The 23751-nt window shown below is 69.6% G+C and carries 20 protein-coding genes and 2 pseudogenes; 12 read left to right on the top strand and 10 right to left on the bottom strand.

Annotation, left to right across the window (positions count from 1 at the left end):
* Nucleotides 1–349: 349 nt before the first annotated feature.
* The 3 genes from ACFVUY_RS36680 to ACFVUY_RS36670 form a co-directional block, all read right to left on the bottom strand.
* Complete coding sequence (locus tag ACFVUY_RS36680; RefSeq protein ID WP_387736487.1) at nt 350–832, bottom strand: NUDIX domain-containing protein; 483 nt, start codon at nt 830–832, stop codon at nt 350–352.
* 139 nt (nt 833–971) lie between these two features.
* Nucleotides 972–1784 carry a hypothetical protein gene (locus ACFVUY_RS36675; protein WP_387736486.1) on the bottom strand — a complete coding sequence of 271 codons (813 nt, stop codon included), beginning with the start codon at nt 1782–1784 and terminating at the stop codon, nt 972–974.
* A gap of 406 nt (nt 1785–2190) precedes the next feature.
* Nucleotides 2191–2640, bottom strand: a complete 450-nt coding sequence (locus ACFVUY_RS36670) for a TIGR03618 family F420-dependent PPOX class oxidoreductase (protein ID WP_387736485.1) — start codon at nt 2638–2640, stop codon at nt 2191–2193.
* Between the two features lie 186 nt (nt 2641–2826).
* Here ACFVUY_RS36670 and ACFVUY_RS36665 point away from each other — a divergent pair.
* Nucleotides 2827–3064 (top strand): annotated as a pseudogene (locus ACFVUY_RS36665) (Tn3 family transposase); the annotation flags it as partial.
* 170 nt (nt 3065–3234) lie between these two features.
* Here ACFVUY_RS36665 and ACFVUY_RS36660 read toward each other — a convergent pair.
* Entirely contained in the window at nt 3235–4122 is an 888-nt protein-coding gene (locus ACFVUY_RS36660; RefSeq protein WP_387736484.1) for a hypothetical protein, read from the bottom strand.
* Between the two features lie 14 nt (nt 4123–4136).
* On the opposite strand from ACFVUY_RS36660, the gene ACFVUY_RS36655 reads away from it, so the two are divergent.
* The gene (locus tag ACFVUY_RS36655; RefSeq protein WP_387736483.1) at nt 4137–4367 is read left to right on the top strand and encodes a Tn3 family transposase; all 231 of its coding nucleotides are present in this window, start codon (nt 4137–4139) and stop codon (nt 4365–4367) included.
* Nucleotides 4368–4388: 21 nt separating this feature from the next.
* Nucleotides 4389–4832 carry a hypothetical protein gene (locus tag ACFVUY_RS36650; protein ID WP_387736482.1) on the top strand — a complete coding sequence of 148 codons (444 nt, stop codon included), beginning with the start codon at nt 4389–4391 and terminating at the stop codon, nt 4830–4832.
* A 413-nt stretch (nt 4833–5245) separates the two neighbouring features.
* Here the strand turns inward: ACFVUY_RS36650 and ACFVUY_RS36645 are convergent, their stop codons facing one another.
* Nucleotides 5246–6013, bottom strand: a complete 768-nt coding sequence (locus ACFVUY_RS36645) for an SDR family NAD(P)-dependent oxidoreductase (RefSeq protein ID WP_387736481.1) — start codon at nt 6011–6013, stop codon at nt 5246–5248.
* 56 nt (nt 6014–6069) lie between these two features.
* On the opposite strand from ACFVUY_RS36645, the gene ACFVUY_RS36640 reads away from it, so the two are divergent.
* The 3 genes from ACFVUY_RS36640 (at nt 6070) to ACFVUY_RS36630 (ending at nt 8901) form a co-directional block, all read left to right on the top strand.
* Nucleotides 6070–7077, top strand: coding sequence for an ArsR family transcriptional regulator (locus tag ACFVUY_RS36640; RefSeq protein WP_387736480.1), 1008 nt, complete (start codon nt 6070–6072; stop codon nt 7075–7077).
* A gap of 260 nt (nt 7078–7337) precedes the next feature.
* Complete coding sequence (locus tag ACFVUY_RS36635) at nt 7338–7868, top strand: recombinase family protein (protein WP_387736479.1); 531 nt, start codon at nt 7338–7340, stop codon at nt 7866–7868.
* Nucleotides 7869–8001: 133 nt separating this feature from the next.
* Entirely contained in the window at nt 8002–8901 is a 900-nt protein-coding gene (locus tag ACFVUY_RS36630) for a GNAT family N-acetyltransferase (protein ID WP_387736478.1), read from the top strand.
* 60 nt (nt 8902–8961) lie between these two features.
* Here the strand turns inward: ACFVUY_RS36630 and ACFVUY_RS36625 are convergent, their stop codons facing one another.
* Nucleotides 8962–10068: a hypothetical protein gene (locus ACFVUY_RS36625; RefSeq protein ID WP_387736477.1), complete on the bottom strand. Its 1107-nt coding sequence runs from the start codon at nt 10066–10068 to the stop codon at nt 8962–8964.
* An 85-nt stretch (nt 10069–10153) separates the two neighbouring features.
* Here ACFVUY_RS36625 and ACFVUY_RS36620 point away from each other — a divergent pair, with 85 nt between their 5' ends.
* Nucleotides 10154–10957 (top strand): NAD-dependent epimerase/dehydratase family protein, encoded by an 804-nt coding sequence (locus ACFVUY_RS36620; RefSeq protein WP_387694383.1) that lies wholly within the window; start codon nt 10154–10156, stop codon nt 10955–10957.
* A gap of 179 nt (nt 10958–11136) precedes the next feature.
* On the opposite strand, the pseudogene ACFVUY_RS36615 reads toward ACFVUY_RS36620, so the two are convergent.
* A pseudogene (locus ACFVUY_RS36615) lies at nt 11137–11334 on the bottom strand (DUF4158 domain-containing protein); the annotation flags it as partial.
* A gap of 936 nt (nt 11335–12270) precedes the next feature.
* Between ACFVUY_RS36615 and ACFVUY_RS36610 the strand changes: the two are divergent.
* Nucleotides 12271–13584, top strand: coding sequence for a hypothetical protein (locus ACFVUY_RS36610; RefSeq protein ID WP_387736476.1), 1314 nt, complete (start codon nt 12271–12273; stop codon nt 13582–13584).
* Between the two features lie 851 nt (nt 13585–14435).
* Here ACFVUY_RS36610 and ACFVUY_RS36605 read toward each other — a convergent pair.
* Nucleotides 14436–15431, bottom strand: a complete 996-nt coding sequence (locus tag ACFVUY_RS36605) for a LuxR C-terminal-related transcriptional regulator (protein ID WP_387736475.1) — start codon at nt 15429–15431, stop codon at nt 14436–14438.
* Between the two features lie 250 nt (nt 15432–15681).
* Between ACFVUY_RS36605 and ACFVUY_RS36600 the strand changes: the two genes are divergently transcribed.
* From ACFVUY_RS36600 to ACFVUY_RS36590, 3 genes are read left to right on the top strand one after another with little or no spacing between them, the layout of a single operon-like run.
* Nucleotides 15682–15810, top strand: a complete 129-nt coding sequence (locus ACFVUY_RS36600; protein ID WP_387736474.1) for a hypothetical protein — start codon at nt 15682–15684, stop codon at nt 15808–15810.
* Nucleotides 15810–16088, top strand: a complete 279-nt coding sequence (locus tag ACFVUY_RS36595; protein WP_387736473.1) for a hypothetical protein — start codon at nt 15810–15812, stop codon at nt 16086–16088. Before ACFVUY_RS36600 ends, ACFVUY_RS36595 begins: the two co-directional genes overlap by 1 nt.
* 54 nt (nt 16089–16142) lie before the next feature.
* Complete coding sequence (locus ACFVUY_RS36590; protein WP_387736472.1) at nt 16143–17603, top strand: hypothetical protein; 1461 nt, start codon at nt 16143–16145, stop codon at nt 17601–17603.
* 303 nt (nt 17604–17906) lie between these two features.
* Here the strand turns inward: ACFVUY_RS36590 and istA are convergent, their stop codons facing one another.
* Nucleotides 17907–21071, bottom strand: a complete 3165-nt coding sequence (gene istA / locus ACFVUY_RS36585) for an IS21 family transposase (protein WP_387736471.1) — start codon at nt 21069–21071, stop codon at nt 17907–17909.
* Nucleotides 21072–21110: 39 nt separating this feature from the next.
* Here istA and ACFVUY_RS36580 point away from each other — a divergent pair, with 39 nt between their 5' ends.
* Entirely contained in the window at nt 21111–21806 is a 696-nt protein-coding gene (locus ACFVUY_RS36580) for a hypothetical protein (RefSeq protein ID WP_387736470.1), read from the top strand.
* 34 nt (nt 21807–21840) lie between these two features.
* On the opposite strand, the gene ACFVUY_RS36575 is transcribed toward ACFVUY_RS36580, so the two are convergent.
* On the bottom strand, nt 21841–23097 hold the full coding sequence (locus ACFVUY_RS36575) for an IS110 family transposase (RefSeq protein ID WP_387736521.1): 1257 nt from the start codon (nt 23095–23097) through the stop codon (nt 21841–21843).
* Nucleotides 23098–23751 lie beyond the last annotated feature (654 nt).

Raw genomic sequence — 23751 nt, 5'->3', positions numbered from 1 at the left:
GGCCGGCGGCTGCCGAGCGCCACGCCCACCGGCTCGTCCGCGGCGACGGCCGGTTCGGCCCGTACCGCGTGGCGCCGGTTCCCGGTCCGCCGCCCTCGGCACAGGTCCGGGCGAACCGGGGGACGACGGGCGTTGCCGCTGCGGCCTCCCTGCCCGGGTGACCGGGCGGCTACGCGGACAGTCGCCGGAGCCATTCCGTCAGGAGTTGCTGTTCGGCGGGGCCGAGAGCGTTCTGGCCGGGCAGTGCTGCGGCGGCGCCACTGGACCTCATGCCCGAGGTCCAGTGGCGCGAGCCGAGCTCCGGGCGCCCGGCCGAACGCCGGCCGGACACCGGCGCGTCGGTGCAGCCTCACGGCGCCGGCGTGAACCACGCCTGCGGCTCGTTCCTCTCGACCACCGCGATGATCTCCCGCATCCGCCCGCTCATCGGCGGCAGGGCGTCCAGCGCGAACCAGCCGACCTCCACCGACTCGTCGTCGCAGACCCGGGCCGGCTGACCCGGGACCGTCGGCCGGCACGCGAACACCAGCTCCAGGTACTGCGCCAGGTCGCCGTTGCCGTGCCGCACCTGCGGGGAGGTTCCCACCTGGGCCAGTCGCTCCACCAGCACCGTCACGCCGGTTTCCTCCGCCACCTCGCGCACCACCGCGGCGGAGGGCTCCTCGCCCGGCTCCACGATTCCGCTCAGCGGGGTCCACGGACCGCCGGCAGCCCGGCGCTGCAGCAGCACCTGTCCGTTCCCGTCGCGGACCACCGCGATCACCCCCGGCAACAACAGGAGGTGATCGGGGCCGACGGCCTTCCGGAGAGCCGACACGTACTCAGGAATCACGAACCCCACCGTAGACCGGGAAAGGACGCTCCGGCCGACATTCGGGTCATTGCGGGCGCCCTCGGCAGCCGGACACCAACTCGCTCGACGCCGCCCGCACCGGGTCCCGCCCACCGCTGCCCGGTGCGGGCGGCGGGATCTACCCGAGGAAGGGGTTGGGGCTGGCGGCGAGGCCGTCGGCGGTGAGGGTGTCGGCGAGGTGGGTGAGCTGGGGGTGGGTGGAGGCGACGGCGCGCAGGAGGTCGCGCACGCTGGGCGCGGGGTCGAGTCGGCGGCCGCGGCCGCTGGTGAGCAGCGGGCCGGCCTCGGGGCTGCTGTGGGGGGCGGCGGTGCGGCGGTGGGGGAGGTAGTCCTCGACGGCGAGGGCGACGGGCGGGGGGAGCTCCTGGAACCCGGTGCCGCCGCCCTTGAGGGTGACGAGGGCGGTGGTGCGGTGCTGCTCGCGCACGATGCCCTCGACGTCGAGGGCGACGGCCTGGTGGGCGCGCAGGCCGCGGCCGAGGACGAGGTAGCCGAGCGCGCGGGCGCGGTGGGGCATCAGGCCGTTGTAGCGGTCCAGGGCGGAGACGTAGAGGGTGGACTCGGCGCGGGTGAGGGCGGGGCGGCCGGGGAGGTCGGCGACGGAGGGGCGCAGGGTCTTGGGCGCGGGGTTGACGATGCCGGGGTCGAACCTCTGGGCGTGCTGGTAGAAGCCGCGCACGGCGCTGACGAGGAAGGCGCGGGTGCGGGCGTTGTCCGCGCCCGCGGTCCAGTCCTTGACGTCGCGGCCGCCGGCGGTCCAGACCCGGTCCCCGATGTACGCGATCCAGCGCATGACCTCGCGCGGGTAGTTCAGCTGGGCGCTGTCGCCGAGCGGGGTGGTCGTCAGCCAGTCGGTGAGCACCTGCTCGGGATCGGGGTGGAGGACTGGGAGCCCTCCCTCGGGGGTGGGCTCGCCGGCTGGGGTGCGCATGGGGTCCAGGGTGTCACAGGCCGGCCGGTGGTACGGGGTGCCGGGAGGTGATCCGCGCTCTCTGTCATCGGGGGGCAGACCCGGCGGGGCCGGGCCATCCGTCTTCCCGACCCTCCAGGAATGACTTTCTATAACAGCCTTACCGTCACCAACCACTCTGGTCAGCCTTCCGAGCCGCCGTTTTCACGCGCACGTGAGGGGCGCGCGCGGCGCCGGCTGAGTGGGTGGCTGAGGCCTAGGGCTGTTATAGAAAGTCATTCTAGGGTGGTACGGCGGCTCTGCCGCCGCACGCACCCGCCGACCACCCATCGAGAGAGTCTGAGTGGCCGGCGCCAAGGGCGTCGGCCACTCGATGGTGATCGGCGCCCTCGGCCTCCAGACAGTCAGCAGCCGCGCTGCAGGCGCACTACTCAGGAGCGGGGACGGGGCCACCGGGCCGGAACCGCTCCACCCCGACAATGTGCCGCACCTTGACCGGGCGCACGATCACCGCGACCCGCTGCTCACCCGGCATGGTCCACTCGAAGCGCTCCACGCCCAGGTACTTGCGGGCCAGCCGGTCCATCCGGTCGTGCGCCTCCTCGCCCTCGACGAAGCGGACCACCACGCCACTGATCTGCACGCGGTCGAAGGGATCGATGGCATCCGCGTGCGAGAGATAGACGCGCGGGTCCCGCCGCAGGTTCTCCTCCTTCACCCGCCCCACCGAGGTGTTGAACGTCAGCTCCCCCTCTCCCTCCAGATCCACCCACATCGGGCTGACCTGCGGCGCCCCGTCGGCGAACACGGTGCCGACGTACCAGATGTTGGGTGCCTGCAACCGAGCGCGGACGGCTTCGTCGAATGTCGCGGTCATCCCGGGAGGCTACCAACCACGAAGGATGCCAACCGCACACTCGAGTAAGGCTACTGATCAAGCCGTGAGTCTGTTCTGCCGGTCGAGGGTCGGGTACAGGCACTCGCGCCGGCGGCCTCGGCGACGAGGCGAATCCTCAACAGTTCGTCCAGGCGGCTGAAGTCGCCGAACACCCGGTGAGCAACGTCGACAGTGGGCCTGGTCCTCAACTCCTCGGTGCTGTTCAACACCCGCTGCATGGGATGCCGCCCTCACCCAGCTCCGCACGGAGGGCTTCGACGTCCGCGACAAGGACGTCGCCCGCCACCACGTCAACATGCTCGGACGGTACAGCTTCCTGCTGCCCGAGATGCCAGGCGGCCTGCGGCCCCCGCGCGACGACGTCCCGGGCGGAGAGCATCCTGGCCGGGGCCGCGGTGGGTGACGAACACCGGCCCGCCTATGCAGCCCTTGAGCACGCGGGGCAGCAGCCGGGCGGTGCCGGCCTCCCAGAACGCCGTCTCCAGCACGGCCTCCGGGACTGGTGGGCTCGCATGTTCAGGCGTCGCGTGTTCTCTGGCAAGAGGTGATGGATGTCGCGCTCGGTAGTCGTGGCTACTGTGAAGGAACCCAGACCGGCGCGGTCGAGGCCGCGAGGCCGAGGTCGTCCAGGGCGGCGTCCTCGCCTGACAGCGCCAGGAGGAGAAACCGGGCCATGCCCATGTCGTAGCGGTGCCAGCCGTCGGGGAATTCGCCTCGCAGCCACACCACGACGGGCCAGCGGTCCGGCTCGTCTCCCTCGGTGAGCCAGAAGCAGTGGTCTCCGTTGTAGTTGCTCGCCCAGTACAGGAGGCCGCCTGGCTCGGGGTGGACGGGGTACGGGCAGAGGTCGGGCGAGTCCTCCCGCATCTGCTTGAACGCGGCCCCGGTGTCGTTGATCAGCTCGTTGACCTTGCGGGAGAGGGCACCGGCGCCAATGGGTTGGCCGGGCAACGGCTGCGGGGTCACGATGCCAAGTTCTCCGTGAAGCTCCCCGGGGCCAAAGAGATCGACGAATGCTCGGTAATCGGCGGGGAACTGGATTCCGGCGATGTCCTGGACCAGGTCCCACGGAAGCATCGGCTCACCAGCCGCCGGGTCCAGGCCGGCGAGTTGCGCGAGTCCGACGATGTCCGGTCGCGGGGCGGCGCGACGCCCTACCCGTCCCCGGAAGTCACGTCGGGCGATCCACAGGACGAGGTCTCGCGCGATCTTTTCGGCGCTGTTCTCCGTGGTCACGGCGTGTTCCCGACAGGACGGATCACGCAGGACGATCTCGTAGCCGCCGTCGTCCTCCAATGCGACCGAGACGTACCAGGACGACTCGTCCTCGCCTGCTTGAAGGATGACGAACGTGTTCTTCGCATTGTCTAGATCGCTGAGCAGCGTACGTATGGCGGCTTCAGACGGGTCGTCGACACGTACGCCGTTCTCGTTCTCGGCGTGGTAGAAGTCGGCGGCCACGTGCCCCTCCCCAGGTGGTGTTTCAGCAGGTCTGTCGGACGCAGCCTGACATGGCCGGCAGACAGTGCCGCTGCCGAGGGCCGAATCCAGAAAGCCTCTACCTCGACCGGGCGACCAAGCAGCTGGCCGCCGACGGCTTCCCCGTCACCGACGACCTGCTGGCCCGCCTCTCGCCGCTGCAGTTCGACCACATCAACTTTTATCTGGACAAGTTGCAGATCCGATATTGGCGAACTGCCGCCTGACGGCTGTGGCAGCATGCGGCCATGCCCTTCCCGCATCCCGACGGCGACTACGCGATCACCGTGATGTACTCCGTCCCAGACGACGCCTGGTATCTGGAACTGCACCTTGTCGCCGACCAGCGAGCTCTTGTGACCGCCATCGTCCCCGATGAGGACCCGGTGCGGGAACCGACGCTGTGCTTCGACCCTCGGGGCGGGCACCTGGACATCCCGTACGTAGTCATACGCTGGTTCATGGATCGGGTCGAGGAGGAGATCCGCACGTCCCGTGCCTGGATGCGATTGCGGCCCGAGCTTGTCGAGGTCATCCACCGGCTGCGCCAGGAGTACCTGGGTGCCATCGATGACGACGAGTTCCCCCGTGTCCTGGCGGAGGTGCGCGCCGCAGTCCCAGCTGCCGACCTGCCCGCCGTCCTCGCGTCGGCCTTCGGGCGGAAGCCTGACGGCACCCCCGTGGGCTCTTGACCTCGTCGCAACGGGACGGGCGTCAATGAACCAACCGAAGGGGAGATCACGCATCCTCGGGCGCGTCCGAGGTAGTGGGCTCGCCGAGTTCCGCGAGGAATTCGCAGATCCGGCCGGAGATCGCGGTGTGCCGCTCGACCTCTCAAGGCCAGCCGCCAGGGGGCCGACGATCTGCGCACCCACGGTGGTCAGGCCGACAAGGGTGCTGGCGGCAATGAGGGTCGGCAGCGCCGGAGCGCAACCCGCTGCGAGCAGTACCAGGCCTGTGTGGCGGTCACCACCGCAGCGGCCGAATCGGGCGACACGTGCAGCCCGGCGGCGACCAGTGGACCGATGGCCTGCGGAAAGTAGATGTTGCCCACTGCCACGGCGCATGTGACAGCCAGGATCAGGACCATCCGGCGGCTCATCCGTCAGTCCACCGGCCCGCCCGCGACGTAAATGACCTGGCCGGAGACGAACCCTGCCCCGGGACTTACGAGGAAGGAGGCGGTATGTGCGATGTCATCCGGCAGGCCCACCCGGCCGACCGGGATGGACTGCTCCGCCCTGTGCCGGAACTCCTCGAAGCTCAGGCCGAGCCGCCGGGCCGAGGCCCTGGTCATGTCGCTCACGACGAATCCCGGCGCGATGGCGTTCGCGGTCACGCCATGCGGGCCGAGCTGGAGAGCGAGGGATTTGGTGAATCCGATCAAACCCGCCTTTGCGCTGGCGTAGTCGACGCGGCCGGCATCACCGACAGCGGAGACGCTCGACATGTTGACGATGCGTCCCCATCCTGCCGTCACCATGTGCGGGCAGACGGCCCGGGCGGCGAAGAAAGGGCCGCTGAGGTTGATCCCCAAAACCGTGTCCCACTGCTGCGTGGTCATGTCCACAAGGTCAGCGCGGGGTCCGATGCCGGCGTTGTTGACCAGCACCGTCGGCGGCCCGAACTCGGCGGCGATCCGGGCGACGGCCGCAGTGACCGCGGCCTCGTCGGCGACATCAGCGGCGACGGCCAGCGCTGCCCCGCCGACACTTGTGATGGCCTCCACGGTATCGGCGCAGTCCGCCTCGTCCAGATCGATCACGCCGACCGCCATGCCGTCGCCCGCCAGGCGCCTGGCAACAGCGGCGCCAATACCGCGGGCAGCACCGGTGACAACCGCCGTCCGCTGCACATGAATTGTGGGTGTCATGGGAGGAAGTCCACGGCATCGACGTTGCGTCGCCAATGGATGTAGCGTATGGCTTAATGATCAGCTTTGTACTCGGCGTTGAGGACCTCGCAGACACCCGCTTCGCCCTCTCACCCCTGCACGAAACCCTGTTCAGCCTGCGGGTGCTTCAGGATCCCGGCCTTTCGGCGCTGCATCTGCCCTGGCGCAGGTCCGTACTCGGCAGACTCGGCACGCTCGACACCGGTCTACTGACGTCCCTGGTCGCCCAGCGGCGTACCCTCCCCGACTTCTTGACCCCGAATCCCGCGAGCTTCGCGCCGGCCTTCGAAGAAGAACTCTCCGTCGTCCGCCAGGCATCCTGCGCTCGGGTCCGCCACGACCTGCTGCTCGCGCACGCACCCGACCCAGTTCCCGAAGCGCTCCGCGACGCCACCGCCGCCGAAGACGCACCTGTCGCCAGACTCCGCGACACCATCTGCGATCTCCTGCGGCAGTACTGGGAGGTGGCCATCGAGCCGATGTGGCCGCACATGCGGCTGGTGCTGGAAGCCGACATGACCTACCGCGCCCGCCGGCTCGCCCTGGGGGGCGCCCGACTGCTGTTCGCCGACATGCACCCGAACCTGCGCTGGCAAGGCGGAGAGCTGTACATCGACAAGATGATCAGCAGGCATCGGGTGGCGGCATCCGGCCGGGGGCTGCTGCTCCTACCGTCCGTGTTCGCACACAAGCCCGCGCCCCCCGTAAGCCCGGACGAGCCGCCGAGCCTCGTCTATCCCAGCCGGGGAGTAGCCACGCTGTGGGGCTCGGAGATGCCGACCGTCGACACAACCGCCCTGGTATCTCTGCTCGGTTCGTCCCGAGCCAGACTGCTCAGCCTCCTGGAAGAGCCGCTGCCCACCGTAGAGCTCGCCCGCCGTCTCAGGGTCACCCCAAGCGCGGTCTCCCAACACCTGCGCGTCCTGCACTCCACAGGACTGGTCACCCGGACACGTGACGGACGGCATGTGCTGTACCGGAGAAGCACGCTCGGCGACCGGCTCACGACCACCGCTACCAGACCGCGAACCCACGACAGCTGAGGATCAGCAGTCCGTCTCCGCCCACCCCCGCCTGGCCGGGCGACTGCACTCCACCAAGCCGCTGACTGGGTCCCCACCCGTCTACTGACCGGCTCGCCCTGTCGGCAAACGATCGAATGACGACAGGCGCGACTGGCGTCCAATGAACCCGGACTTTCAGGGGCCTGACGGCGGCTCGGATCCAATCAGATCCGATGGCGGCTGATGACAGGGTTTGCTGACAGCTAGGGTCGAATGCGACCACCACAACGGGGAGCGGCATGGCCAACCTGGTCTACAAGCGGGTGTCGACCGACCAGCAGTCGACCGACCAGCAGAACCTCGTCCTCGACGAGGCCGGGATCGAGGACCCGGTCGTCTTCGAGGAGGACCCCGGTACCTCCAGCCGTCTCCACCCTCTCCAGCGGCCGAAGTTCGGCGAGCTGCTCACGTACGCGCGGCCGGGCGACACCGTGCACATCTCCGAGATGTTCCGCCTCGTGCGCGGAACCGGGCACATCCTCGACGTACTCGACGTCTTCCACCGCGACCGCCTCGCCCTGCGCATCCACGACGGCGCGTTCTCCGCGATGGACCTCACCGCCCGCCACCTGCGCACTGGAGAGCTGCTGTCCACGGTGAAGTTCATGGTGCAGACCCTCGCCGCCGCCGGCGAACTCCAACGCGACCTCCAGCGCGAGCTGACCTACGACGGGCTGCGGGCCGCCGAGGCCAAGGGCAACAAGGGCGGCCGTCGACCGGTCGTCACAGCAACACCGGTTTCCTGGTCCGTTCCTACTCGGACTCCCTGAGCCACGCGGGTTCAGGGAAACCGAAGCTTCTTCAGTGCTGAACGAACCTATGGGCTGCGGCCGTGGCCGGATGGTGCGTACCGTCGCGGACTACCTCTGGCCGCACAGCCGGTTCTCTGACTAGAGTCAGAGAATGGATGGGACGGAGATTGATCAGGTGCGGCGGTTCAACCGCACCGTCACCGAACGCGTGGGCGTGCTTCACGATCACTACCTGGGCCGCGACCGGCCCGTCGGCGAGGCGCGGCTGCTGTGGGAGATCGGCGAGCAGGGCCAGGACGTACGGCGGCTGCGCGAGCGCCTCGGGCTCGACTCCGGGTACGTCAGCCGGCTATTGCGCTCTCTGGAGACCGACGGCCTGGTGACGGTGGAGCCGCAGCCCCGGGACAGACGGGTGCGTACCGTTCGGCTCACCGACGCGGGCCGCGCGGAGCACGCCGCGCTGGATCGCCGCAGCGACGAGTTGGCCGGCTCCCTTCTGGAACCGCTCAACACCGCCCAGCGCGTCCGGCTGGTGGCCGCCATGGCCGAGGTCGACCGCTTGCTGACCGCCGCGACGGTCGCGCTGGACGGTGTCGACCCGGACCACCCCGATGCCCAGTACTGTTTGCGGTCCTACTTCACCGAATTGCAGGAGCGCTTCGAGGCCGGTTTCGACCCTGCGCGGAGCCTGCTGCCCGACGTGGGCGAACTTCGGCCGCCGCACGGGCTGTTCCTGGTTGCCCGGCTGCACGGTGAGCCCGTCGGCTGCGCGGGTCTGAAGCTACCGCCCGGCGCCCCGGCCGAGGTCAAGCGCATGTGGGTCGCGCCCCACACCCGGGGCCTCGGCCTCGGCCGGCGGTTTTTGGCCGAGCTGGAGGCTCGGGCCGCCCGGCACGGCTTTCACGTACTGCGCCTGGACACCAACAAGGCTCTCAGCGCCGCGATCGGCCTGTACCACTCCTACGGCTTCGAGGAGGTCACCGCCTTCAACGACGAGCCGTATGCCCACCGCTGGTTCGAGAAGCGGATCAACACAGCGTCGTCGGAGTGAGGGTTGCGACGACCTTCAGGTCCACTGCCCTGGTTCTGGGGAATGACCTGTGGGTCTGCGTCAAGACACGGGACCGGTTTCGGCGGCCTGTTCCAGCAGAGCCCGCGCGGAGTCCGCGTAGCGCATCACGGTCTTCTCGTCGAGCCCGAAGAGTTGGGCGAGGTGGAGTGGGTCGGGGCCTTTGACCATGGCTTCTTCGAGCTGGCGGTCAACGCGGAGTTTCTCCAGGGTCGCGTCCTGGCCGCGCATGGGAGCGCTGATCCAGTGGTTGCTGGCCCGGCTGGTGGTGTTGGCGGTCTGGTTGTTGATCAGCAGGTGGAGGTTCGCGGTGTTGGGCCACCGGTTTCGCCGGTGCTCCAGCCAGTCCAGCAGCAGTTTCAGGGTGAGGTCGTCGAGCGGGCGAACGCGTCCGGCGATGGTCAGCCGTCGGTTGCCGAGGTCGATGTCGTCAAGCATGAGTGTGCCGATCTGGGCGACCCGGGCGGCATGGACCGTCACGAGGGCGAGGATGAGCCGCGTCGCCGGGGTGGTGGCCGCCGCGACGGAGCGGTCGACCTGGGCGGGGACGAGCGGTTGCAGTACGGCGTACTCGTACTGTCCGACCTTGATCCGGCTGGTCGGGCTGCGGAAAATCAGCCCGTTCCCTTTGGCCCAGGTGAACAGCGAACGCAGGGCGACGAGTTGGTCGTGACGCTGGCGGCCATGCAGTGTCTTGACGTAGGTCAGGACGTCGTCGCGAGTCACTTCCCGCAGGTGGTCGTAGCGGTTCGACCATTCCAGCAGGACCGGCCGGACACGGTTGAGGGAGAGCCAGACCGTGCCCTCCCGTCGCGGGAGACTGCGGGGGCCACCGTCGCGCAGGACGCGGGTCCAGCGCTCGGCCTTCGAGCGGATGCCGGGTGCGAGACCCTCCAGCCTCTCGGCGAGCCAGCCCTCGAAGGAGGGTTCGCTGTCGTCCTCGAAGATCCCTATCTCTTCCAGGACCGTGACGACGTGGCCGAACCGCAGGTCCAGGGCCCGCAGCGGGGCGAAGATCTCCGTGTGCCGGATGACGTCGCCCTCGACGTAGCCGGTGAGGACGAGGGCCAGGCCGCGGTTGACGGCGAAGCGGATGCCGCGTTGATGACGCTCCTTGAACTTCCCCACCCGGCGCTTAAGGTTGGCCAAACCTCCTCTCTCAATTCCCCACCACCTTGATGAGTGGATCAACGAGCGCGAAGATGCGTGGATTGTCGAAACCAGGGGAGGCGCAGTGAGTCTGGGAACGGTCGCGATAACGGGGGCGGCGGGCACCATCGGTTCCGTGGTGCGGGAGGCACTGCGGCACGAGGCGACACGGTTGATCCTGCTCGACCGCGTGCCAATCCGCCAGGAGACCGAGAACGAGGACACGCACACCGTGGATCTTCGGGACGCCGCCGCCGTGGAGTTCGCCCTTACGGGAGCCGACCGCGTGCTCCACCTCGGCGGCGTCCCCGACGAGGCGCCCCTTTCGGACCTGCTCGAAGCCAACGTACTTGGCACACACCACGTCCTGGAGGCGGCGCGACGCAAGGGAATCGAGCGAGTGGTGCTGGCCAGCAGCAACCGTGTGACCGGCTTTTACCCCGCCGGACATCTCAGCAGTCCACAGGAGCCAGTACGCCCTGACGGCCTCTACGGGGTGAGCAAAGCGGCTGTCGAGGCCCTCGGGCGGCTGTACGCCGACAAATTCGGTCTCTCCGTTATCTGCCTGCGTATCGGCAGCTTTGAGCACGTGCCTGCCGAGCCGCGGCACTTGGCGACCTGGCTGAGCCCGCGAGACGCCGTCGGTTACATCCTGGCCGCGCTGGCCGCACCGCCCTCCACCCGCTTCGCCACCGGTTACGCCGTCTCCAACAACACCCGCCGCTTCTGGGAACTCCCCGACCCGACGGAACTGGCCTACACCCCTGTCGACAACGCCGAACTCCACGCTGCGGACATCCCCGGGACGGATCTCCCAGTCGACCCGACCGCCCCCCAGGCCGGCCTCTACGCCCTGCCCCAGTTCACTCTCAAGCACCTTCGGCCCTGACGCACACGGCCATCGCTGGGACGAGTTCTCTCAGCGCCTTCTCCTGAGGAACGACGAGCAACGGTGGGGATTTTCAGAGATCGCCATCAGCGTTCCCAGCCACGGGCCTCCGCGAGCTGGTAGGCGAGGTACTTCGCCCAGGCCAGCCAGGGGCTGGCCAGGTCGGCGTCGGCCGGGTCGAGACGGCCGTGGTCACGCGGGACCTGCCCGTGCGCCGCCGTACGGCGCAACGCGATCAGGTCCCGGTCCACGTCGTCCAGGAAGAAGAACCGCTCCAGCTCCGGCCGCGTCGGCTCCGCCACGAACCGTCCGTACGCCGTCGCCTGCACATCAGTAAGAAATTCCACCGGCACCCGGTGGACGTAGCCACCCGTCATCCGAGCCCACTGGACTTCCAGAGAAACCTGTCACCGTATCCCGGACTCCAGCGTGCTCGGGAAGTTCGTGGCATGGGTGAAGAACCCGGAACCGGTGCTCATGCAAGGACCCTCCAGTGGGTGTCAGCGGATACGGGGGATGAAGTGCACCTCGCCGCCGCGGACCTGACGGACCGGGCGAGCTGGGGAACCTCGCCGGCCCTCGCGGGTCGGCCGCGGCCCCCACGGCATACCGGAATGGATCTTGGCAGGCTCTGACTCTGCCTGCCGCCATGTTCACTCCATAGACGCGAGCCGAGACCGGGCTTGACCGCTTCCGGAGGAGTGCATTCCGCACGTTCTGATATCGAGGGTTACCCGCGTCAACACCCTCGCACCAATCGAACCCCCAGCACGTCAAAAGTTTTGACAGTAACCCGGACTCTTCGGTCCGTTCCTACCGTGGCCCCCGGCCCGACGTCTGGACGTGGGACCAGTTGGCCCCGGGGCCGCTCCGCCCGGCCAGCGACCCGGATCGGCCTCGGGGCCTACTCACGTGAGTACGTGGTCGCCGCATGCCTCACCCGCAGCGTTAGAAATCTAACGACCAGCCCGCAGGGGCGGCGCATCACTGGTTCAGCGCCCCGGACGGCCTCTACACCCCCGCCTGGCTTCCCATCCTGCGTTAACGGTCGTTAGCCTCGTATATCTGGCAATATACGAGGCAACTGCTGTGGGAGGCTTCCTCTCGTCAGCACCCCATGCGTGCAGGAGAGTCGAGTTGAGTACCGTACCCACGCCCGGCGGGCCCGCCAGCGCCTTCCGCACGTACCGGCACAGCGTCACCGAAGTGGCCCGGCTCGGCGACGCCCTGGCCGTGCCACAGGGTCGCACGGCCGATTCCGCCGGGTCCGCGCAGCTCGCACGGCGGCGGCCCCGCCTCCACGGCGGTCAGCCATGAGTACCGAACTCGACATCGTGGAAGGCGAGTTCGTCGACGTCGATGGCCGGCCCGTGCCTGCTGCCCACACCGGCAGGCACGGGATCGACGTCAGCGGATTCGACCGTGACACCGTGCTGGTGGCAGGTCGGCCGCTGCCGGCCGCGTTCGCGGCGCCGCAGTACGCGGCCGGGGACTTCGTCATCAGTGAGGAGATCGCGCGGCTCCTCAGCGAATCGAGGGTGCCCAACACCGAACGCAACCACCGGGCCCGGATTCGGGTCTTCGAACGCTGGTGTGCCGAGCGCGGCCGGGTCGCACTGCCCTGCACCACGGCGACGCTGATCGAGTACGTCGGGTGGATGATCCTCAGCGACGTCTACGACCCCAACACGGTCTCCGACTACCACAGCACCGTGGTCACCTGGCAGGAGCGGGAGACTCCCGGGAACACCCGGCCCGGGACCATCCAGACCGGCAAGATGATCGCCGCCTTCCGCAGGAAGTGGTCCGCGACCAAGACCGAGAAGCAGTCGCCCGCGATCCTCGAAGCCGACCTGGAGGAGATGGTCGCCGACTGCGACCGGGACCACCGCCAGGGCATCGGTCGACGCGACGCCGCCATGCTCACGATGGGCTGGCACCTGCTCAGCCGCCGGATCGAGCTGGCCCGCCTGGTGCCCGTCCACGCCGAACTGCACACCGACGGCATCGCCGTCCGGCTCGTCGCCCGCAAGACCCGCAAGGACGGTTCGGTCTTCGAGGCCTGGATCCCGGCCCGCGACGACGCCCCGCACCTGTGCCCGGCGCGCCGCCTGCGCGCCTGGCTGGAGTACGCCCGCACCGTCCGCATGCCGCTCGACCGGGCCCTGTTCCGCGCGCTCAACAAGGCCGGTCAGCTCCAGGTCCGGCTCACCCCGCAGACCCGGCCGAGGCACCCTGACGGGCAGCCGAAGGCCGACCACGAGATCGCCGTCGAGGAGTGGGTGGAGCTCTCGTACCTGTCCGGCGACGCCGTCAACGCGATCGTCAAGGCCCGTGCCCGGAACGCGTACCGGCGTGTGGCCGACCTCTCGGAACACCAGCGCGTCGAGTCCGGATACAACGCGCTGCTGCACGAGGACACCGTGAAGGCCGTCACCGCGCACGGCCTCCGGGCCGGCGGGGCCTCCGCACTGCGCGAGGCCGATGTCCCCGAGGACCAGATCGCCGAGATGGGCGACTGGCGCAAGGACTCCGCCGCGATGCGCCGCTACTTCCGCCGGATCCGGGTCCGGAAGCAGAACCCCTGGGCAGCTGCCCGCGCCGGCCGGTTGGAGGAGCAGGCATAGACAGACGCTGCCGCTCCGCGCCGCGGCGGATTCCCCTGTGGGAAGACGCAGGCAAAGGAGCAACCTGCTCCCGCGGTGTCAGACACGGCTGGTGCCCTATGGATCCAGTGCTCACGCGAGGCGCCGGGGGCGCCGCGCCCGTCGGCGCGATGACTCCGCCGGCCGGAACCGGTGTCGGTGGACGGGGCGGCCGCGGTGGCAGCGCCCGCTCCGGGACCTGCCCGTCGAGTCCCTGGCCGTCAGTCTCCACGGCGGTGGCCTCGCGTCGCTCGAGGGCCACCGGCACCTCAGCTCGCTGGACCTCGCCATCACCGCCCCGACCGACCTCACCCCACTGCGAACGGCACCGAATCTGCGCGGCCTGGATCTCTGCCATGCCGCGCTCCAGGACCTGACCGTGCTCGCGGACTTCCCGCACCTGCGCTACCCGGCCCTCACCGGCAGCCAATGGGCCGTCTTGCTGAACGAGGACAAGGTGCCGCCTTCCTTGGCCGCCGCCCGCCTGCCCGAACGAGACGCGCCCCACGCCGAGGCGCTGTCCCGGGCGGCGAGGCTTGGCTTGCCGGTGGGGCGTGTGTCCGGGCTTGGAGTCGAACGCCACAGAGCGCAAGACGGTCACCGCGGGCACCGCTCCCGGCGGCGGATTGTGGTCCGAATCCCGTGGGGCCGGGCCGGTAGAGCGGTCGGGGCGCCAGGACATGATCGCTGCGCCGTGACCGCCTGAGCGCGCGTGGCCGCGCCGGCCAAGGACAGCAGCGATGGCGGGAAGCGCCGCGTCCGTCAACGACCGGGAGGCCGGCGCGACGATGCCGGCCCGGCTGCGGGAGCAGCCGGTCACACTGCCGCAGCAATCACGCACCACGTCCTTGGAGCCAGCCGCGGTGGGCAGCCCGTACCCCGGCCTGGAATCGGCTGTCGGCGTCCAGCCGGGCCATCAGGTCGGCCATCTGACGTTTGACGGTGCGGGCGGAGACGCCGAGCCTGCGGCCCGCTGCCTCGTCGGTGTGGCCGGCGGCGGCCAGCTCCAGCAGGGTGCGCTCGGCCGAGGTGAGGCCCTGCCCGTCCACCGGGACGAATGAGCCGAACGGGGCTGCTGCGGACCAGAGCTGGTCGAACAGGGCACAGGCGACGGACAACATGCCGGGGCTGTCCACTTCCAGGGCGCCCTGCTGCGGGTCGGCCGGGTTCAGCGGGACGATGGCGACCCGGCGGTCGACGATCACCAGGGGGGTCGGCACGATCGGAACGGTGCGCATCTGCCCGCCCAGGTCCGTCAGCCAGCGCGCGTAGGCCAGGGTGTCCGGGTCGTTGCGGAAGCTCTCCCACCAGACCGCCTTGATGCAGACGCCGCGGCGCAGCGCCTGTCCGTTGCGCTGTGCGGAGGCCGCCCGCGCGTCGGGTCGGTGCGCGCCGCCGGGGTCGAGCGACAGGCACTCCGTCATGGCGTGCGCGGCGAGTTCCTCCAACCGGCCCCGGACGGCGTCGAGCCCGTCGAGCCGGATCGCGGTGTCCGCGCGGTGCTGGCGCTGCTCCTCGTGCTCGGTCGCGAGCGCGGCGATCGCCGCCCGGGTCGCCTCGATCTGCCGCTGCCTGGCGGCGGCCTCCTCCTCGGCGGCAGCCAGCAGCGCCGACAGGCCGACCGCCGGGCTGACCGGCCACAGCGTCCCGTCCGCATGGGCGGAAGGTCTGACCAGTGCCAGGTCGGCCAACTCGTCGAGGGCGGTACATATCTGATGGTCGGTCATGCCCGTAGCCCGGGCCAGGGTGGCCACGCTGCGTGTCGGATCGGTGAGGACCGCCTGGTAGAGACGCTCGGACAGGCTGGAGAGACCGAGTAACTCAAGCATTCTGCCGCCCCCCGCGGTAGGCCGCTCAATCAATCGTCGGACCAGTGTGCCCGGCGGTGCCGTCCCGGGCAAGGCTGGCCGGGCCTGTCCCGTTGGGGTCAGGCACGTTGGGGCCAGGCACGGTCCGCTGACAGCGCGGCACTGGTTCGGCAGGCTGATGCATGTCGGAAGCGCCGCCTCGGTGCCCCGAGGCCGGGAGGCGCGATCGTCCGGCATCCGGTCCCGCTGTCCCCACGAATGGAGTCCGTCCATGCCCGGCATCGTCCAGTTGTCCTGCTCCGTGGCCGGCCCGCTCGCGCTTCGCACCGCGCCGGCCGGCCGGTCCGGCTTCGACACCTTCCTCGACATCGTCTCCCGCGACGGTTTCGGCCGGGGTTGATGTCGGACAAGCCGATCCTGCACCTGACGCTGACCCGACTCGTCGGGCCGCCGGCCCTCCTGGTCGCTCCGCAGTGGCTGACCGGGCACCTGTGGTGCCAGGCCAGGGCAGCCGACCGCCTGGAACACGTACGGGTGCGCGTCACGCCCGGCCGGATCGGGGTCGCACTGTTCCTCCTCGCCGCCGAGGAGGCCGACGCCCGTCGGAGCGCACGGTTCATCTGTGCCAGGGCACTCGAAACCTCGGACGAGCTGCGCGACTGGCGCCTCGCCGAGTAGCGGCGGCCGCGCCGCCGTCCACCGGCCTCCGAAGAAACGGAAGGGCTCTCCACCATGACCAGGTCCAGCATCGACGGCACCATCACCCGTTCCGAGGCGATCGAACGGGCGCAGCACTGGGTCGACCACCAGCCCGGCCCGTACAGCCAGAGCGCCTTCTCACCGGGCCCCGGCAACGACCGCAACTACCGCCGTGACTGCTCCGGCTACATCGACATGGCCTGGCACACCGGTTCCGACCACTGGACCGGAAACCTGTCGCAGGTGTCCTCCTCGATCGCCATCAAGGACCTGCGGCCCGGCGACATCCTCCTCGACACGGTGAACCACGTGATCCTCTTCAACGCGTGGGAATCCGACCACACCCACTTCACCTACTACTCCTTCGGCGCCACCCCGGTGAGGAAGTCCGGGGTCGTCTCGATCAACGACTCGATGATCGACGGGCACCCCAAGGGGAACTACCAGGCCCGCCGCTACAACAAGATCGTCGACGACCCGGCGGCCTCCGGCAGCCAGCTGATCGCCCGGCCTCACCTCGGCATGAACGCCAACCGGACCCTGGAGTTCGTCGACAACGACGGCAAGGGCGGGGTGCGGACCAAGTACCAGGTGAAACCGAACAGCACCTGGTCGAACTGGACCCCCCTGATGGGCGCACCGGGTGTGGCCGGCGCCCCGGTCCTGGGCCGCAACTCCGACGGCACCCAGGAGATATTCGCCCGCACCACGGACGGGCGCGTCGTGTCCAGGTGGCAGCTGGCGCCGAACAGCACGTGGTCGGACTGGTACGACCATGGGGGCAACGTCGCCTCCGAGCCGGCGGTCGGCGCCGGCGCCGACGGCTGCCAGCAGATCTTCGCCCGCACCGCCGACGGCCGGATCGCCACCCGCTGGCAGAACAAGCCGAACAGCACCTGGCACGACTGGCTGATCTTCGATGGTGCCGACTTCGTCGGCAACCCCGCCGTGAGCCACAATGCCGACGGCACCCTTGAGGTGTTCGCCCGCACCACGACCGGGCACGTCATGTCGAGGTGGCAGGTGTCGCCGAACAGCACCTTCACGACGAGCTGGTACGACCACGGCGGCGATGTCGCCTCCGACCCGGTGCTCGGGCTCAACGCCGACGGCCGCCAGCAGATCTTCGCCCGCACCGCCGACGGCCGGATCGCCACCCGCTGGCAGAACAAGCCGAACAGCACCTGGCACGACTGGTCCACGTTCGAGGGCGGCGGCCTCGTCGGTGATCCCGCCGTCGTACTCTGTCGCAACGGCAACCTGGAGGTGTTCGTCCGCAACGGCAGCGGCACCGTGATGAACATCCATCAGGTGGCGCCCAACAGCACCTTTTCGGGCTGGGTAGCGGTCGGCGGCCCACTGGCGACGAACCCCGTGGTGGGCGAGAACGAGGACGGCCGGCTGGAGATCTTCGGAAAGACGGCCTCGGGCACCGTCACCCACGCCTTCCAGAGCGGCATCGCGACCGCCTTCAGCACCTTCCGGGACCTGTAACGCGACCGGCGCACTGATCGGAACGACCCCTCGCGCGCGGTGCCGGGCAGTCGAGACGGACTGCCCGGCACCGCGCGCGTCGGCTGTGGGCCCACGCCGCGCAGCTTTGTCCATCTGGACCGGATCTGGCGCACCTTTCTGCGCAGATTCGACCTTGAGCACACCTTCCGCCTACTCAAGGACACTCTCGGCTGGACGGCACTGTCAAGGGACAGTGGGATCTCCCCGGTGGCGGAAAGTTGATCTCCCCGCTGGTGGACAGTGAAAGTCCCCAGTGGACAGTTGATCTCCCCGGGGGTGGGGTCAGTCGAGGGGGACGACGCCTCGTCCGGTGGTCGCCTCGGCGAGGCGGTGGCTGTCACCTTGGGTGACGACGACATGGGCGTGGTGCAGGAGCCGGTCGACGGTCGCGGTGGCGAGGGTCTTCGGCATGATCTCGTCGAATCCCGACGGATGAAGGTTGCTGCTGACCGCCAGACTGCGGCGCTCGTAGGCGGCATCGACCAGGCGGTAGAAGCCTTCGGCGGCGTCGGGCGAGACGGGCAGGAGCCCGATGTCGTCGACGATGATCAAGTCGGTGCGGGTGATCCGGGTGATCGCCTTGGAGACGGAGTCGTCGACGCGGTGGCGGCGGACCAGGACGCCGAGGTCCTCGATGGTGAACCACGCGACCGTCATCCCGGCGTCGACAGCGGCCTGCCCGAGTGCCTCGGTGAAGTGGCTCTTGCCCGTGCCGCCCGTTATCGACGGATGGGCGCTTCTGCGCGGGTGTTTGCCAAGCTTGTGACGATGTAGATATCGCAGCAACGGTAAGCGCTGTCGCCGCGGCGGAGTCCTCCGTAGGATCGCGGCATGCCAGCTGACGAACGCGTGACCCGGTCCTCGTTTTCCGACCGCATCCAGCCGATCTCCGTCCCCCATCCGATGCCGCTCCTGCCGCGCCGGGTCTGGTCGGATGAGGACTGGCAGAGCATCCAGCTCGGCTACTACTCCCGGGACATGGACGAGAAGTGGGACGTCTTCGCCGAGGGCGACGTCGTCTTCCTGCACCGGAGCTGGACGGGCCGCGGAATCTTCGAGGCGACCATCGCGCCGGCCGATGGTGGTGGCTGGCGGATAACCGAGGCCGTGGTGGAAGGCGATCGGGAGCGCTATCGCGGTGACGACGATGAGTACGACTGCCTGATGCTGGAGCTGGTGCTCAGCAACATCGTGCTCGGCGAGCCAGCGCAGGAACTCCGAACGGCGTTGGTGGAGTTGACCCGCAAGAGGTCGGGGAACGCGGACGTTCCAGCCGGGCTCGTGCAGCACAGCGCCCTGGGCCTGCGGACGGATTCGTAGGTAGTCCGCCTGTCTATCAGCTGGGCTGGTGATGTCCAGGCCAGCCCCGGCGGGTCGGCCAGTAGGGCCCGCACGATTTCGGCGGGGTCCCAGCGTTGGGCCTTCGCGGTCGGGATGATCTCGGCCATCGCCCGGCGGATGTGGGGCAGTTTCAGGCGGCGGGTCAGCGAGATCGCCTCGTCGAAGGCGGCGCCCGAGGTCGCGGCGACCGCCGAGGCCGGGGCCTGCATTCTGTGCCGTGGCGCGGGAACGGTGCGGCTGTCGTTCACAGCGGTCTGCTCTTTCTGATCGCGGCCGACGGCGGTTCGATGCCGTCGGCCGGCTGTCGTTCTTGTTGTCCTGAGGGTCGGGTAGGTTGCCCGGATGACTGACATGGACCCGTTGGTGCCCGTTCTCGCCGGGCTGGTCGTCGACACCGTCCGGTTCCTCGACGGCTGCGAGGACGACGAGGTCGATCCCGACGCCGCGGTGAGGATGACGGAGAGCGTGGCCGCAGTGCTGCAGCGGCTGCCGGAGGACCAGCTCGACCGGTTCCTGCGGGCGCTCACGGATCTGGCCGAGGCCGAGTCGGACCCGCACCGGCGGGAGTTCCTGGAGTCGTTCCCCGGCGCCTGCGGTCTGGTCGACGACGAAGACTGAGCACCGGCCGGGGCCGGCCGGGTCGGCTCGATTCGACCCGAATCCGGACCAGGCGGAGGTGCCCGGCTGCAAGCTGTGGGTCTCGCTGCGGCGGATCGGCTCGACCCGGTCGTGCTCCCCCTGGTGGTCCAGGATCGACAGCAGGTCGCCCTCGGCGAAGCGACCCACCGTCGCGGCGGTGCCGAGCGCCCGGTCGACATCAGCGGTGCCGTGCAGCTTGGCCAGGGCGATGGCGTCGGCCATCTTCGCCCGGATCCGACGGGTGCCGGCCGCCGCGGCCTCGATGAGCCAGGCCGCCGCCCCCGGTCCGATCGCCAGGAACTGGGCCTCGGCCGGGCTGGTCGGCTTCGGCGTGCGCTCCCCGCGCGGGGCGTCGGGGTAGTGCTCGTCGGCGATGCGCGGGTTGCCCGGGGTGGAGCGGGCATGCCGGGCGACCTCGGCCGCGCTGCCCGCGACCATGGCGGTGACGATCAGGTCGTCGCCGTGGAAGCGGACCCAGACGCTCTCCTCGACGAGCTCGTGCGGGACCGAGTAGCGCACCGAGTTGACCGAGATCGTCGAGTCCTTGCCGACCCGGCGGCTCTCGCCGAACGCAGCGGTGAACGGCTGCTCGGGCACCGGGTGCAGCCGCAGACGTTCCTCGGCCAGCAGATCGGCGGGGATCCGGCGGGTCTCGCGGTGGACGCGGTTGTTCACCTCTGCCATGAAGGCCTCGCAGGCTTCCTGCAGCTTGGCGAAGTCGGTGTACTCGGTCCGCAGGTTCACCTGCGTGGGCACCAGGTCCCGCTTGGCGATCCGGACCGTCGATTCGGTCCCGCCCTTGGAGGCCGGGTCGGCCGGCACGCAGGTCCGCACGACGGTGCCGTAGTGGCGGGCGATCGGCACCAGCTCAGGGTTGCGGACCGCGATCCGGGCGACGTGCTCGACGGTGACCGTCTTCTCGTTGTCGGTCAGGCAGTAGGTCGGAACCCCGCCGATCGCGCGGAACGTCGCGTCCAGGCAGGCCGCCACTGTCGGGAGGGTCTTGTCGAACACCGGGATGACCACGCGGAACCGGGACCAGGCCAGCCACGCGCACCACAGGCTCGTGCGCCGTCCGCCGATGCGCGGGCCCTCGCCCCAGTCCCATTGCAGCCACATCGCCGGCTCCGGTATCCAGGGTCTGAACACCCTGCGGTTCCCGGCCCGGTAGGACTCCTTCGCCGCCGCGACGGCCCGGCGGGTCGTGCGGTCGGTGCCGGTGAAGCCCATCGCGAGGATCTTCTTGTGAACAGCGTCGGCTCCGACCTTGCCCCGGGACCGTTCGACCAGCTCCTCCACCTTCGGCAGGAAGTCGTCGATCAGCTTCGACCGCACCGCCCGCTCGGTCGGATCGACGCCCTGGCCCCAGAGCTGAACATAACGCCGGACCGTGTGGTGGTCACAGCCGGCCAGTTCGGCCGCCTTCCGGTAACTCCCTGTGAGACATCGCACGGGGCTAAGTCGCAAGCGGGGGAGGCCCGGGGCGCGGACGAGACGGTGCCAGATGTGATGATCACCCTGGCGGCAGGAGCGCGCCGTACCTCGATTCGGGTGGTTCGGATGGAAACGTGGCAGAGCCTCTCGGGGGTGGTGGCCCAGCGACTGGCAGCCGCATCCTCCAGCGAGCGCAAGGTTTTCGCGGCTGGCGTCGCCGAGCGGCTGCTGGGTGCGCACGAGGCGCTGCCCGAGGGCGAGCGGGCGCCCTTCACCCTGAGCCTGCGTCCGCTGCTGAACTCCGTCTGGGAGGGTGCGTTGGGCGACACGACGGCCTTCAAGGCCGTCAACCGGGCGATGGCCGGTTACATGCTCAGCGAGTACTGCCACAACGACGGCCAGGACGGCCCTGACGACGCCGACGAGGATGCCGCCGCGACGGTGCTGCTCGCGGCGAACTCCTACCTGTACGGAGTCGCGGAGTTCGCTGTCTGGGCCAGCCGTCGCGCGGTGGAGATCGTTCATCGGCGCGCCGAGTCCCACTCGCCCGGCCAGATCCTCGCGCACATCCACGACGGCGTGGACCTTCCGGACCTGGAGAACGCGCCGGTCCCGGATCTGCTCGCGGAACTCCGCCGCCAGCTTCGTGACCTCGACCTGATCGCGGGGTGGGCCGAGCACATTCGGTACTCCCAGCTGGGGCTTCCGATCGACGTCTCGATCCGCCTGCGCGTCGAGCTGCGCGGTCCGCTCTCCGTGCGGGACTGAGCGGCCCGGGCAAGGTTCGCCAGGACGCCTCGGGTCATGCGGCAGCTGCCTCTGTCAGCTGGGCAGCTGTGGGAAAGGCGGTGTTCTCGTCGAACCGTTCGTGGTGCTGGAGGCAGTGGTGGAGCTGTCCGAGGAGTCGGTTGAAGAGATGGCGTTGGGCGGCGGCGTGCCAGTCTCCGTGTTCGCGGCGGGCTCGGTAGTGGGCGCCGGCTCCGGGTGAGGCGGTGAGGGCGGAGAACGCCCAGAGGTAGCCGGCGTGGTTGAGGCGGTCGTTCTTGACGATGCGCCGGCCGATGTGACTCTTCTTCCCGGAGGCGCGGGTGACCGGTGCGGCTCCGGCGTAGGCCTTGAGGCCGCGGGCGTCGGCGAAGCGGGTGCGGTCGTCGCCGACCTCGGCCAGGACGCGGGCGGCCAGCTGGGTGCCCAGGCCCGGAAAGGACAGCAGGATCTCCGCGTCGGGGTGCTGGGGGAAGAGTTCCTCGACGGCCTGGGCCAGTTCCGCGGTGGCCTGGCAGGTGGCGTCGAGCTGATGCAGGAGGGCGAGCATCTGCTTGCCGAGGGCGTCCTCGACGAGCTGGGGCTGGTGGGCGTACTCGGCGCGGAAGACCTCGCGCAGGCGGTCGGTCTCGGTGTCGAGCTTGCGGCTGCGGCCGGCGCGTCTGAGGGCGGCGGCGATCTGGCTGCGGGTCAGCCGTGCCGCGCGGGCCGGGGTGGGGGCGAGTTTGAGGAGTTCGCGGGCCTCGGGGCGGCAGAGGCCGTTCTGCCAGGGGCCGAAGGCATCGAGGGCGGCGGGGTAGTACTCGCGGAGCAGGGAGCGGAGCTGGTTGGAGATCTGCTGGCGGTTCCAGGTGGCGTCCTGCTGGGCTCGGGCCAGCACCGCGATGGCGCGGGCGAGGTCGGTGTCGGCGGGGAGCGGGCGGTGCATGGGCATGTCGGTGCGCAGGATGTTCGCCAGGACCAGGGCGTCGCCGGGGTCGGACTTCTTGCGGGAGACGCCGTGGCGGTCGCGGTAGCGGGCGGCGGCCATCGGATTGATCGCGAACACCTTCCGGTGGCCAGTGCGCAGGATGGCGACCAGCAGGCCGCGGCCGGTCTCGATGGCGACCGGGATCGGCTCCTCGGCTGTGTCGCCGTGTTCGGCTAGGAGGTCGAGCAGGAGCTGGTAGCCGGTCGCGTCGTCGGTGATGCGGCGCTTGGCCAGCAGCTGGCCGCTGTCGTCGACGAGGGCGACGTCGTGGGTCCGTTCGGCCCAGTCGATCCCGCAGTAGATCATGCTGTTCTCCCTGGTCAGGGCATGCTCGGGCACTGATCCGCGAGCACGTGTGGGGCCACTCAGCTCCCTAATTCCAGGCCTCGTTCCGGGCCGACATCGCACTAGTTGTTGCGTGGCACCAGCTCGCTCCACGGGCCTCGATCTGTGCCGGAACTCAAGGCTCGGGCCTTTCGAGAGGTCACCGTAGAACGGGCTCGCACCGCCAACATCACCAACGAATGATCACAGCCGCCTGCCGTCGGCCGGGACACCAAACGCCGCAGATCTGCGGCAGGGCGTCGTCGAACGCCAGGTCAGAGACATGCGTCCGCTCGGTGCCCCGGCCGACGGCAGGCGGCTGTGTGGCGATGGGCCAGGGTGGCACCGATCTCACAGAAGGCCTCTGTGGCCGGGTCGTATGCAGGTGTCTCCCTGGCCCGCTCACCACACCACCCCTGCGGGCCAGGGTGGCGGGCAACCGCTCTGCTTCCCACAGCCCGCTAATAAGGAATTAGGTCGTACGCCTCAAGAATCTCCATGATCTCCTCATCGCTCTTCACCATGCCCACTGTGCGTTACGGGCGTGGTGGGTCGGCGGGGAGATCAGCTGTCCGCCACTGGGGAGGTTCCGTGTCCGCCAGCGGGGAGACCAACTGACCGCCGTCGGGGAGTCTGCCGCGTCCGCTGACACGC

It is taken from the genome of Kitasatospora sp. NPDC058063, assembly GCF_042885395.1.
Lineage (GTDB): Bacteria > Actinomycetota > Actinomycetes > Streptomycetales > Streptomycetaceae > Kitasatospora > Kitasatospora lactacystinica.
Note: the sequence above shows the minus strand (reverse complement) of the source record. Positions and strands in the feature narration are given on the sequence as shown.

Bases quoted from the DNA above. Each gene is read 5' to 3' on its own strand.
- ACFVUY_RS36605 (WP_387736475.1), bottom strand. From the start codon at position 15,431: ATGCTTGAGTTACTCGGTCTCTCCAGCCTGTCCGAGCGTCTCTACCAG.
- ACFVUY_RS36590 (WP_387736472.1), top strand. From the start codon at position 16,143: ATGACCAGGTCCAGCATCGACGGCACCATCACCCGTTCCGAGGCGATC.
- ACFVUY_RS36595 (WP_387736473.1), top strand. From the start codon at position 15,810: ATGTCGGACAAGCCGATCCTGCACCTGACGCTGACCCGACTCGTCGGG.
- ACFVUY_RS36600 (WP_387736474.1), top strand. From the start codon at position 15,682: ATGCCCGGCATCGTCCAGTTGTCCTGCTCCGTGGCCGGCCCGCTCGCG.
- ACFVUY_RS36650 (WP_387736482.1), top strand. From the start codon at position 4,389: ATGCCCTTCCCGCATCCCGACGGCGACTACGCGATCACCGTGATGTAC.
- ACFVUY_RS36645 (WP_387736481.1), bottom strand. From the start codon at position 6,013: ATGACACCCACAATTCATGTGCAGCGGACGGCGGTTGTCACCGGTGCT.
- ACFVUY_RS36635 (WP_387736479.1), top strand. From the start codon at position 7,338: ATGGCCAACCTGGTCTACAAGCGGGTGTCGACCGACCAGCAGTCGACC.
- ACFVUY_RS36640 (WP_387736480.1), top strand. From the start codon at position 6,070: ATGATCAGCTTTGTACTCGGCGTTGAGGACCTCGCAGACACCCGCTTC.
- ACFVUY_RS36670 (WP_387736485.1), bottom strand. From the start codon at position 2,640: ATGACCGCGACATTCGACGAAGCCGTCCGCGCTCGGTTGCAGGCACCC.
- ACFVUY_RS36610 (WP_387736476.1), top strand. From the start codon at position 12,271: ATGAGTACCGAACTCGACATCGTGGAAGGCGAGTTCGTCGACGTCGAT.
- ACFVUY_RS36630 (WP_387736478.1), top strand. From the start codon at position 8,002: ATGGATGGGACGGAGATTGATCAGGTGCGGCGGTTCAACCGCACCGTC.
- ACFVUY_RS36675 (WP_387736486.1), bottom strand. From the start codon at position 1,784: ATGCGCACCCCAGCCGGCGAGCCCACCCCCGAGGGAGGGCTCCCAGTC.